The sequence below is a fragment of the Luteibacter sp. W1I16 genome (assembly GCF_050434905.1).
In the GTDB taxonomy this organism is placed as follows: domain Bacteria; phylum Pseudomonadota; class Gammaproteobacteria; order Xanthomonadales; family Rhodanobacteraceae; genus Luteibacter.
Map to the genome: position 1 here is coordinate 1,237,227 of NZ_JBNDJJ010000001.1, position 11,424 is coordinate 1,248,650.

Annotated in this window: 11 protein-coding genes and 1 pseudogene; 3 read left to right on the forward strand and 9 right to left on the reverse strand. The window is 66.0% G+C overall.

Features of this window, described 5'->3' with window-relative positions; genetic code table 11:
• Positions 1-2: 2 nt before the first annotated feature.
• From QFZ41_RS05575 to QFZ41_RS05595, 5 genes and pseudogenes are all read right to left on the reverse strand, one after another.
• Complete coding sequence (locus QFZ41_RS05575; RefSeq protein ID WP_429197837.1) at positions 3-227, reverse strand: hypothetical protein; 225 nt, start codon at positions 225-227, stop codon at positions 3-5.
• Between the two features lie 152 nt (positions 228-379).
• Positions 380-1,240, reverse strand: a pseudogene (motB, locus tag QFZ41_RS05580) (flagellar motor protein MotB); the annotation flags it as partial.
• A gap of 6 nt (positions 1,241-1,246) precedes the next feature.
• Positions 1,247-2,101 carry a flagellar motor stator protein MotA gene (gene motA, locus QFZ41_RS05585; RefSeq protein ID WP_429197838.1) on the reverse strand — a complete coding sequence of 285 codons (855 nt, stop codon included), beginning with the start codon at positions 2,099-2,101 and terminating at the stop codon, positions 1,247-1,249.
• A gap of 81 nt (positions 2,102-2,182) precedes the next feature.
• Positions 2,183-3,496, reverse strand: coding sequence for an ATP-binding protein (locus tag QFZ41_RS05590; protein WP_429197839.1), 1,314 nt, complete (start codon positions 3,494-3,496; stop codon positions 2,183-2,185).
• A gap of 81 nt (positions 3,497-3,577) precedes the next feature.
• Positions 3,578-3,838 (reverse strand): hypothetical protein, encoded by a 261-nt coding sequence (locus QFZ41_RS05595; protein WP_429197840.1) that lies wholly within the window; start codon positions 3,836-3,838, stop codon positions 3,578-3,580.
• 202 nt (positions 3,839-4,040) lie between these two features.
• On the opposite strand from QFZ41_RS05595, the gene QFZ41_RS05600 reads away from it, so the two are divergent.
• Positions 4,041-4,280 carry a hypothetical protein gene (locus tag QFZ41_RS05600; protein ID WP_429197841.1) on the forward strand — a complete coding sequence of 80 codons (240 nt, stop codon included), beginning with the start codon at positions 4,041-4,043 and terminating at the stop codon, positions 4,278-4,280.
• A gap of 996 nt (positions 4,281-5,276) precedes the next feature.
• On the opposite strand, the gene secF is transcribed toward QFZ41_RS05600, so the two are convergent.
• The 4 genes from secF to tgt form a co-directional block, all read right to left on the reverse strand.
• Complete coding sequence (gene secF, locus QFZ41_RS05605) at positions 5,277-6,242, reverse strand: protein translocase subunit SecF (protein WP_429197842.1); 966 nt, start codon at positions 6,240-6,242, stop codon at positions 5,277-5,279.
• A gap of 13 nt (positions 6,243-6,255) precedes the next feature.
• Positions 6,256-8,130 carry a protein translocase subunit SecD gene (gene secD, locus QFZ41_RS05610; protein ID WP_429197843.1) on the reverse strand — a complete coding sequence of 625 codons (1,875 nt, stop codon included), beginning with the start codon at positions 8,128-8,130 and terminating at the stop codon, positions 6,256-6,258.
• 61 nt (positions 8,131-8,191) lie between these two features.
• Complete coding sequence (gene yajC, locus QFZ41_RS05615; RefSeq protein ID WP_429197844.1) at positions 8,192-8,539, reverse strand: preprotein translocase subunit YajC; 348 nt, start codon at positions 8,537-8,539, stop codon at positions 8,192-8,194.
• 175 nt (positions 8,540-8,714) lie between these two features.
• Positions 8,715-9,845, reverse strand: a complete 1,131-nt coding sequence (gene tgt, locus QFZ41_RS05620) for a tRNA guanosine(34) transglycosylase Tgt (protein ID WP_429197845.1) — start codon at positions 9,843-9,845, stop codon at positions 8,715-8,717.
• A gap of 151 nt (positions 9,846-9,996) precedes the next feature.
• Here tgt and QFZ41_RS05625 point away from each other — a divergent pair, with 151 nt between their 5' ends.
• Both QFZ41_RS05625 and QFZ41_RS05630 read left to right on the forward strand, forming a co-directional pair.
• A complete protein-coding gene (locus tag QFZ41_RS05625) occupies positions 9,997-11,154 on the forward strand; it encodes a flagellar hook-length control protein FliK (RefSeq protein WP_429197846.1) in 1,158 nt (385 codons plus the stop codon).
• Positions 11,151-11,414 carry a flagellar biosynthesis protein gene (locus tag QFZ41_RS05630; protein ID WP_429197847.1) on the forward strand — a complete coding sequence of 88 codons (264 nt, stop codon included), beginning with the start codon at positions 11,151-11,153 and terminating at the stop codon, positions 11,412-11,414. The genes QFZ41_RS05625 and QFZ41_RS05630 overlap by 4 nt, the downstream gene beginning before the upstream one ends.
• The last annotated feature ends 10 nt before the right edge of the window (positions 11,415-11,424 follow it).

An 11,424-nucleotide genomic window follows, 5' to 3' on the forward strand; every position in this document is an offset into this window, starting at 1 on the left:
GGCTACTGGACCGTATCGACGCCGAGTTCGCGCAATCGTTCGTGGCCGAGGGCGAACGCTTCGTTGAAGGCGCTCGTGATGTCGACGAAATCGTTGGTGCCGGTGCTGGCTTCGATCTCCTCGCCGATGTGATCGAGAATCCTGTAACTGCTGCGGTAGACCTGCTCACCGGCGTTGTCGTATTTCACCGCCTTGGCCACCACTCTGTACTTACTGTGATTTTCCACTGCGCTTCCTCCCCTATACGTCGATACTGCCGGGGTAAGATGACTGTTGCAAGCGACTTCGGTAACAGGTATGTGATCGCCGTTCCCGGCCGTCAGCCGGGTGAATGCAGATTGGGCACGTCGGGCAGGTGCGGCTCGGTGGCCACGTCCGACGAAAGCGCCGCCCGCGCCGCTTCCCGCGTCATCACCACGATGCTGATACGGCGATTGATCGCCGCCGCCGGGTCCGTCCTGTCGAATGGCACGGAAGCGGCCAGGCCCACCACGCGGGCGACCTTGTCGGGCTGCATGCCGCCTTCGATCAAGGTGCGCCGTGCGGCGTTGGCGCGATCGGCGGAAAGCTCCCAGTTGCCATACGCGCTGTCCGCGCGAATATAGGGTGCGCTGTCGGTGTGTCCGGAAATGCTGATCTGGTTCGGTACCTGGTTCACGAAGCCGGCCAGTTCGTGCAGGATCTGCACGGTGTAAGACTTCAGTGCGCCGCTGCCGGTGTCGAACATCGGGCGGTTCTTCTTGTCGACGATCTGGATGCGCAAGCCTTCCGAAGTGATGTCGAGCAGCAGCTGGTCCTTGTAGGGGGCCATCGCCTGGCTCTTCGCGATCGCTTCGTTCAGGTCTTTCATGAGCTGTTCGAGGCGGCGCTTTTCCTGCTCCTTCGCCAGTTTGTCGACGTCGGCTTCGGCTGGCTTCGCGAACGCCTGCTGGTCGCCCGGTCCCTTGGGCAGGTCCATCGCGCCGCCGAGTTTGATCATGCTCGTGCTGGCGCCCCCGGGCCCTATCTTGCCCGATGGCGCCATGGTGGACTGCCCCTGGGTCATGCTCGGATTCTTGAAGTATTCCGAGATGGCGGCGCGCTGCTGCTTGGTGCCCGCGCCCACCAGCCACATGACCAGGAAGAACGCCATCATGGCGGTCACGAAGTCGGCATAGGCCACTTTCCACACGCCACCATGGTGGGCATGGCCGCCTTTTTTCCGCCTGCGGACGACGATGATCTGCTTCAGATCGCTCATGGCGGCTTACCGGACGGCCTTGAGGTGCGCCTCGAGGTCCTGGAACGTCGGCCGCGTGCCCGACAGCAACGACTTGCGTGCGAATTCCACCGACACCATCGGGTTGTAACCGCGCAGGTTGGCCAGCAAGGCGACCTTCACGCATTCGAAGGCCTTGCCGTCGGTGCCGACGCGCGCTTCCATCGCCGCCGCCAACGGGCCGACGAAGCCGTAGGACAAGAGGATGCCGAGGAACGTGCCGACCAGCGCGCCCGCGATGTGCTGGCCGATGACGACGGCATCGCCATCGATGGATTTCATGGTGATGACGATACCGAGCACGGCCGCGACGATGCCGAAGCCCGGCAGGGCGTCCGCCATCTTCTGCACGGCCAGCGCCGGCACGAGCGCCTCGTGGTGATGCGTTTCCAGCTCGACGTCGAGCAACTGCTCGAGCTCGTGCGGATCCATGCTTCCGCCCACGATGAGGCGCAGGCAATCGGTGATGAAATCGATGAGGTGGTGCTCGGCGACCAGGCGCGGGTACGCCCCGAACAGCGAACTGTTCGACGGGTCCTCGATATGCGACTCCATGCCGAGCTGGCCTTCCTTGCGCATCTTCACGAAGATGTCGTACAGCAGCGAAAGCAGGTCCACGTAGTCCTGCTTGCGGTATTTCGGGCCCTTGAACAGCGCGACGGTGTCGCGGCCCGCGGCCTTGACGACATCCATCGAGTTGCTGCTGATGAAGGCGCCGAACGCCGCCCCGAAGATGATGAGCAACTCGTACGGCTGCCACAGCGCGGCCATCTCGCCGTGCGAGAGAACATAGCCGCCCAGCACGGAGACCAGGACGATAATCGAACCGATGATGACCAACATGACTTCACTTCCTCCCAGTCCCTTGGTGTATCGGCCGGTCCGTGGACAAATTGAGGAACACCGTCACGTTTTCCGCACGTTTCACTCGTCCAGGACAAAGGGCCCTGGATAACGCGGAAACACCAGGCGGATGCGCGTACCCGCGTCGGTCTCGCTCTCGATCTCGATCGCGCCGCCGGCTTGCGCCACCATCCCGTACACCTGGGCGAGGCCGAGGCCGGAACCGCCTTCCTTGGTGGTGAAGTAAGGCTCGAACAGGCGCTGACGCACCTCCTCGGGCATGCCGGGGCCGGTATCGGACACGCTGACGAAAACCTGCCGCAGCCCGCCCGCTTCGTGGGCGAGGCCCGGCAACCGCTCGTCGCCGACACGCTCCCCCACTTCGATCACGATGTGGCCGAAGCCGCCCATGGCATCCCGCGCGTTCAGGCAGACGTTCATCAGGGCCTGCTCCACGCCATGCCTGTCCAGCCACACCGGCAGGGGCCCGGGCTGGCGAAGCACCTCGATGCCCACTCTCCCGCCGAGGCCGTGCCGGGCGAAATCGGCGAACGCGACCACCAGGTCGCCGAGATCGACGGCCTCCGGCTGCGCATACTGGTTGCGCGCGAAGGCCAGCAGGCGGCGAGTGAGCGCCGTGGCGTGCCGTGCGCCTTCCACGGCGTAGGTGATCATGCGGCGGTGGCGTGGCGACAACTCGTCCGCATCATCCTGCAAGCCCGAAAGGCTGACGATCACCGTCTGCAACATGTTGTTGAAGTCGTGGGCCACGCCGCTCACGAGCTGGCCGATGGCCTGCTGCTTCTGCGCCTGGCGCGAGCCGGCTTCCGCGAGGTCGCGTGCGCAGTTGGCCATGTCCAGTTGTTCGCGCACGCCCGCCAACCGGCTTTCGGCGGCGCGCCGGGCGCCATGTTCGGACTCGAAGCGCTCCAGCAGGGTGCCGTACTTGGTGGTGGCGCTGGCCGACCGCGCCACGGTTTGGTTGAGCCGGTCCTGGAGCAACTCGATGATGGCTTCCAGGGCGGCCTGCAGCTCCACACGCTCGGTGACGTCGCGGCTGATGACGATGAAATGGTCGAGCGTGTCGTCGGCCACGACCGGCGCCACCATCACCTCCCACCATCGCGACGGACCGTCGGCCGGCCGGCGTGCGCCGACGAAGTCCACCCGCTCCCCAGCCGCCGCGCGGTCGAGTACGCGCGCGACCATGTCGCGCGCTTCCAGCGGCCACAGGTCCAGCCAGCGCGCGCCCACGAGACGGTCGACCCCCTCCGGAGCCAACGCGGCACAGCCCAGGCCTGCCACGAAGCGAATGACGCCGTCGCGGTCCAGTTCCTTCATGCAGTCGGAGGAAGCCTCGACGAACTGCCGGTACCGCCCGTCCCCTTCGATCATCGTGTGTCGCCGCCCCTGGTCATCCTCCGGTATCTCGCGCCGCGCCACGGCCTGCTGTCAAGCGCGCAGGCGAGCCAAGGCTCACACGTCGTCGTCGAAACCCGTCTCGCCCTCGGCGAACACCGGCGCACCATCCTCTTCCACGCCCAGGACCAGCCCCAGCGCCTTTTCCGCGGCGGCGGCGGCACTTTCCTCGTCACGAAAGCTACGATTCTCGTAGACGGCGAAGTAGCTGGGATAACTGCCGTCGGCCGGATGCGCCGACAGGAGCGCGGTGTACCGGGACCCCTCGCGGGTGGCACCGCTGCGCAATGTGAAGCCGGGAAATTCGCGTTCTGCCATGTATCGGACCTCTGGGTGGAACGAAAGTCTAGCCTAGCCGGGGGCTTGCCCACGCTCTTGCATGGAATTCCTTATGGGTCAAGGAAATCGTTCAGGAAATTGGCACTTGCCCCCAGCGAAGTTTGTAGGGTATTTCCTACAACAAGCGCCTCACATATCTTTCACGAGGGCGCGATCAGGGGAAAAACAGGGGCATTGCAGCATGAACGTCATCACCACCACGTCGCCGTCGCGGCGCCTTGCGTGGACCGTCGCCACCGTACTCGCGCTGGCCGGCATCATCGGCCTGGCGTTGGCACCCAGGGTGGCGCTCGCCATCCCGCGTACGGCGATCCAGATGGTCTACGCGTGGCTCTGTGCGTCGCTCGTGGGCTCCGCCTACGTTGTGGTCACTTTGGCCAACGACGCGGAAGGCGCCACCGAGGATAGCGACGATTTCTGATCTCAGGGATGGGGTGTGACCAGGAAAAGAGCCCGCGAATGCGGGCTCTTTTTTTGCGGCAGGCTCGGCTTTGCTCTCGCGTTCGTTGTGGGCGTGGCGGGGAGCTGCCGGGCGCCACCCTCGGCGCGACAGGCGGTGCCGTCCCTTGGGAAAGGATGCCGCTGAGCGGCCGTGTCTTATGGCTGGCGCCCCCTTCGGGCTCGGACGGTCGGGCGGGGGTTTTCGATTCGGCTCCTGCCTCAGCGAAAACGATCGGCCGTCCAGGCCGATCCCCTCCGGGCCTTTTCCGCCCGCCCCTCCTCGGCTCCTCATGTCGCGCCGAGGGTAGCGCCCGGCAGCTCACTCAACACTGAGGTGGGTTGGTGGGGAAGAGCAACGCTCGCTACCTGCCGCATGCTGGCTGCACCCGGGTGGGAGGCGGGCTGGCCCGCGAGCCCTCGATCACTCCGCTGGCGAAGGAGGCTTTGCAGTGATCGGGCCAGGCTTTTCCCGCTCGCTCAGTTGCAGTGCACCGCTTGATTCGCTCGAAACAGGGCGGCGAATCGCGGGCCAGCCCGCTTCCCACCCAGGTGAGGGCGAGCGGATTCACACGGAACCGTTTGCCTCAGGTCGCGGGCGTTGCTCTTGCCACACAACCCCTCAGTGACCGGAAGAGCCGTCGGCCGCCACCCTCGTCGCGAGGTGTGGAACCGAGGAGCGACGGGCGAAAAGGCCCGCAGGGGGCCGGCCATGGATGGCCGGCCGTTTCCGCCGAGCCAGGAAGGCGAGTCGGAAACCCCGCCCGGCGCGACGGGCGCGACGGGGCGCCAGCCATAAGACATGGCCGCGCAGCGGCATCCTTTCCCGAGCGACGGTGCAGCTCGGAGCGACGAGGGTGGCGGCCGACGGCTCTGCCCCACCACCCCAGCGCGAGGGCGAAGCCGAGCCTGCAAAGAAAAGCCCCGCTTACGCGGGGCTCTTCACTGTCACCTTCGGCCTTGCAACCGAGCCCTGACGTCAGGGACGGCGCTCCAGCGCGGGATCTTCCTTCGTGACCGGCATGAGGTCCTTCTTCGACACGCCGAGCCAGAGCAGGATCGGGCTGGCGACGAAGATGGAGGACAGCGTGCCGACCAGGATGCCGATCAGCATCGTGATCGAGAAGCCGTGCACGACCGGGCCTCCGATGAAGTACAGCGCGGCCATGGTGATGCCGGTGAACAGCGACGTGATGATGGTTCGCGACAGCGTGCTGTTGATCGAGCGGTTGAGCACTTCTTCCGGCGTGGCGTTACGGCTGGAGCGGAACAGCTCGCGCACGCGGTCGAAGACGACGACCTTGTCGTTGATGGAGTAGCCGACCACCGCCAGCACCGAGGCGAGCACGGTGAGGTCGAACTCACGCTGGGTGAGCGCGAAGATGCCCAGGGTGACCAGCACGTCGTGGATTTCCGTGGCCAGCGCCGCGATGGCGAAGCGCTTCTCGAAGCGGATCCACAGGTAGCCCATGATGCCGACGATGACGAAGATCACCGCGACGATACCGTCGCTGCGCAGTTCCTCACCGACCTGCGGGCCGACGAAGGATTTGCTCTTCATCGCGACATCGGGACGGGACGCCTTCAGCGCCGCCATGATGTCGTTCGCCACCTTCGTGGCCGCTTCGTCGTTGCTGAGGTTGCCCGCGGCAGCGGCATCACCCTTCGGCTGAAGGCGGATGGTGAACTCACGCGTGCCGCCGACAGCCTGCACGAGCGGGTTCTCCAGGTGCCCCTTCTCCAGTGCCATGCGGACCTCGCTCGGCTCCACCGGCGTCTTGTACTCCACCTGCACGGCCACGCCGCCGACGAAGTCCTGCCCGTAGTTGAAGCCGCGCGTCATGATCAGCGCGACCGAACCGATCATCAGCAGCAAGGCCAGGCCGACGCTGAACTTGCGCAGGCCGAGGAAGTTGAAGTTCGAATTATGGTTGAAGATTTCCATGGCGTCCCTCCCGTCAGACCGACAGGGTCTTGAGCTTGCGGCCGCCGTGGATCAGCGCCGTGATGGCATGGGTCACCGTCACCGATGTGAACATCGAAGTGAGGATACCGATGAACAGCGTGACGCCGAAGCCCTTGATCGGGCCGGAGCCCATGGTCATGAGGCCCAGCGCCGCGAGCAGGTGGGTGACGTTGGCGTCGAGGATGGTCGCCCATGCCTTGTCGTAACCCGTGCGGATGCTGGCCAACGGCGAGGAGCCGTTGCGCAGTTCCTCACGGATGCGCTCGCAGATCAGCACGTTGGCGTCGATCGCCATGCCAAGTGTAAGCACGATACCGGCGATGCCAGGCATGGTCAGCGTGACGCCGATCATCGACATGACGGCGACCAGCAGCACCAGGTTGAAGAACAGCGCGACGTCGGCGACGAGGCCGAACAGCTTGTAGTAGATCGCCGCGGCCACGAGGACGAGGCCAAGGCCGAGCATCACCGCCTTGAAGCCCTTGTCGATGTTGTCGGCACCCAGGCTGGGACCGATCACGCTCTCGCTGACGATGTCCACCGGCGCGGCGAGCGAGCCACCCCGAAGCAACAGGGCAAGCTCGGAAGCTTCCGTGTCGCTGGGCAGGCCGTTGGTGGAGAACTGCTTGCCGAACGGCGAACTGATGTTGGCGTAGTTGATCACCTCCTCGGTGATCTTCGGCGTCTTCACTTCCTTGCCATCGACCATCTTGGTCTCGACCGTGCGCGTGATGTAGAGCACGGCCATCGGCTTGCCGACGTTGTCGTTGGTGAACTCCTGCATCTTGCGGGCGCCGGCGCTGTTCAGCGTCACGCTGACGTTCGGCGTGCCGTTCTGCTGATCGCGGCCGGATACCGCGCTGGTGAGTTCGTCACCCTTGGCGATGACCTTCTTGCTGAGCAGGTAGGGACGCCCGTCGCGACCGTAGTAGAGCTTGGCGTCGGGCGGGACGCTGCCCGAACGCGCGGCATCCACCGCCTGCTGCGGCGTGTACAGGCCCGCGCGGTATTCCAGGGTCGCCGTGGCGCCGATCAGCTTCTTCGCCTCGGCGGTGTCCTGCACGCCGGCGAGCTCGACGATGATCTGGTTCGCGCCCTGCTGCTGGATCAACGGCTCGGACACGCCCAGCGCATTCACGCGCTGACGCAGCGTGGTGACGTTCTGCGTGATCGTGCTCTGCGCCAGTTCACGCAGCTTGGCCGGCTTGACCGTGGCGTTGAGGATGTAGCGATTGCCCGTGGTCGGGCCGTCGGCGATGGTGAGGTCGGGGTAGTCGGCGGCGATGAGGGAGGCCGCCTGCTGGCGGTCGGCATCGGAACGCAGCACCACGCTGACACCCTGGCCGCGCGCGTTGCGGTTCACGGCATCGTAGGAGACGTTCTTGTCGCGCAGCAGCGAGCGGATGTCGTCGGCGTAACGGGTCTCCTGCGCGTCGATCACGGCGTTCTGGTCGACTTCCATGAGGAAGTGCACGCCGCCCTGCAGGTCGAGGCCCAGTGGCATCGAGTTCGCGTTGATCGCGCGCAGCCACGACGGAACCGTCGAAGCGAGGTTCAGCGCCACCGTGTAGCTGTCGCCGAGCCCGGCGCGCAGCACGTCGGACGCCTTCGCCTGCGCATCGACGTTGCCGAAGCGGGCCAGCAGGCGAGTGGCCTTGGCATCGATCTCGATCGAGGATGGGGGCACCTTGGCCGCGGCCAGCATGCCCTCGACCTTGGTCTTCAGCGTAGCGTCGACCGCGGAGCCACGATTGCCCGAGATCTGCACGGCCGGCTGCGGCGGGAAGACGTTCGGCAACGCATACACGATGCCGAACAGCAACACGATCACGACCAGCGCGTACTTCCAGCGTGGAAAATCACTCATGCCTTACATTCCATGAAAGCGGCCGTGCCGGCCGCGGCTGACGCTATGGCGGTGGGAAGCCTTACGACTTCTTCAGGCTGCCCTTCGGCAGCACCTGGGTGATCGAGCCTTTCTGCACCTGGACGACGGTTCCCGGGGCGATCTCGACGCGGACGAACGACTCGCCCACCTCTTCGATACGGCCGGCCAGGCCGCCACCCATGACCACCTCGTCGCCCTTGGCGAGGGCGGACAGCAGGGCGCGGTGCTCCTTCTGCCGCTTCATCTGCGGGCGGATCATCATGAAATAGAAGATGCCGAACAGCACCGCCATCATGATCAGCGGCGAAAAGCCCAGGGCGCCCTGAGGGGCGGCTCCGGCGGCGGGAGCGGTGGCCTGTGCAATGGCGGCGAACGTCGGAAGGCTCATCGGATTTCTCGCAAGTCATGGAACAGCCAAGGAAAAGCGGCCGTTCACGGAAAAAGATCGTGGATTATGCCACGCACCCCGGCGGTTATGTACCGCGCCGCGCCAAGGGCGGCGACGCGGGACACCCTGGCCCCGCCAAGGCTTTTGGGGCACCGGCGGGCGGGCGCAAGGGGAATCAACCGTCGACTTCCGCTTTCCGCCGCGCCGCATGGAACGCCGCCACGAAGTCGTCCAGCCCGCCCGCTTCGATCGCGGCGCGCAGACCGGCCATGAGCCGCTGGTAGTGACGCAGGTTGTGCATGGTGGCCAACTGGCTGCCGAGGATCTCATTGCAGCGGTCCAGATGGCGCAGGTAGGCACGGGAGAAGCCGTTCGCGCAGGCGTAGCAGTCGCAGCCCTCCTCGATCACCCGCGTGTCCATGGCGAATTTCGCGTTGCGGATGCGCAGCGTGCCTTCGGCGGTGAACAGGAAACCGTTGCGGGCGTTGCGCGTGGGCATGACGCAATCGAACATGTCCACCCCGCGCCGAACGGCTTCCACGATGTCCTCGGGACGGCCCACGCCCATCAGGTAGCGCGGCCGGTCCTTCGGCAGCATGGGCAGGGTGAAGTCGAGCGTGTGGTTGCGTTCGGCCTCCGGTTCGCCGACGGCGAGACCGCCCACCGCGTAGCCGTCGAAGCCGATCTCGACCAGGCGCTCGGCCGAGCGTTGGCGAAGATTCTCAAACGTACTCCCCTGGACGATCCCGAAAAGGGCGTTGGGGTTCTTCAGGTCGTCGAAGGCACGGCGTGACCGCTCGGCCCAGCGCAGGCTGAGTTCCATGGAATCGGCGGCGACCTTTTCCGTGGCCGGATACGGCGTGCATTCGTCGAAGATCATGGCGATGTCGGAATCCAGCACCTTCTGGATCCGCATCGACTCCTCGGGCGACAGGAATACCTTCGAGCCATCCACCGGCGAGGCGAACGTCACTCCTTCCTCGGTGATCTTCCGCTTATGTGCGAGCGAGAAGACCTGGAATCCGCCCGAATCGGTGAGGATGGGCTTGTCCCAGCCGATGAATCGGTGCAGGCCGCCGAACTCGCCGACGATGTCCAGGCCGGGCCGGAGGAACAGGTGGAAGGTGTTGCCCAGGATGATCTCCGCGCCGATGTCGAGGACATCGCGCGGGGTCATGGCTTTCACCGAGCCATAGGTGCCCACGGGCATGAAGGCGGGCGTTTCGACGGTGCCGCGGCCAAAGCGGAGACGGCCGCGCCGCGCCGCGCCATCGGTGGCGAGGAGTTCGAAGGGAAGCTGGGTCATCCGCCCATTCTACCTTGCGCGCCGCGGGTCTTGCCGGGAATGCGCTCCGTTCGTGGCCGCTCGCCGCCTAAAGTTTCGCAAGATTCCGCCGATGTCCTGACTTACAGGAGCGTGCCCATTCGGGGACGCCAGGCGCCGGGAGGACATCCCCTTGATCATCCAGCCGACCAGCCTCGCCGCCCAGTTGTGGGCCGGCGCGGCCGCGGGTACGACAGCTGCCGTGGACAGCTGGCGGGTCGGCGCCCTGCTGTCGGCCCGGGTGATGGGGCAGAACGAGGTGGGCAAGATCCTCCTGGATATCGGTGGGCTGACCGTCGAGGCCGACGCCGCCGGTACGCAACTGCCCCAGCAATTCCAGGTGCGTGTCCTGACCCAGGGCGCGCAACCGCAGCTCGAAGTGGTGGCGGGCAACGCCGACGAGCGGGTCGCCATGCAAGGCCTGCGCGAGCGCCTGCCGATGCAGAATGGTTATGCTCCCCTGCTTGGCATACTCGCCGCCCTCGCCCGCCGGCCGATCGCACGCGCCCTGCCCGCGCCTTTGCGAGCCGCCCTCGCTACGCTGGAGGCCGCGATAAACAAACCTTCCGATGTCAGTTCCCCGTTGGGCATGAAGGAAGCGATCGCCAAGAGCGGAACCTTCCTCGAAGCCCACCTCGCCGAACCGAAGCGGGAGACACCGGCGGCCGACGACTTCAAGGCCGCCCTGCTCGCGCTGCGCCGCGCACTGGCCGACATTCCCGCGAACCGGCCGGGCTCCGCGGCATTGTCCCGGCCGTTCAGCGACACGCCGCCGCCCCTGGCCCAACGCTCGCTGGTGGCACAACCGCGCGCCGCCGAACTGGCGGTGACCGAGGACGATGTCGACGGACTGGTCAACCAACTGCGAAGCGATACGCGCGCGGCGCTCTCGCGGGTCGAGATCGCCCAACTCGAATCACAGCCGCATGCGGGCCTGTGGATGATCGAGATTCCCGTGGCGGCCGCTCGCGGCTACGACGTGCTCCAGCTGCGTATCGAGGAAGGCGAGGCCGTGCCCGGCGAGCACGAGGGGCCATGGACGGTGGGCTTCGCGATCGACCCGCCTTCCCTCGGCGCCGTCCAGGGCGAGATCCAGTTGCGCGCGCCACGTGTATCGGTGCGCCTGTGGGCGCAACACGCCGAGACGGTCGCCCGCCTCGAAAATGAATTCATGTCGCTGCGCCGGCTGCTCGAGAAGAGCGGCCTGGTGCTCGACCATTTCTCCTGTATGCACGGACTTCCGGTCTCGACCAGCGCTTATAGCGCGGTATTGCTGGAGGCCCGGGCGTGACCCAATCGCTGCCCTCGCCTCGCCGCAGCGTCACGCTGCGTCTCGCATCGCCCACCAGCAACGGTGCGAGCCAGCGCGTGGACGCGGATGCGGTGAAGGCGATGCTCGAACGTGCGCAGGCGCTGGGGCTTGCGCCGCAACTCGACCCGCAAATCGCCACGCTGCTCGCGGCGGTGCGCCTGCGCGACGATGTTCCGCCGGAACTGTATGCGGCGCTGGCCGCGGTGGTGGGGACGTTGCTGGCCGCGACGGACGAGTAGGTTCCGCGCG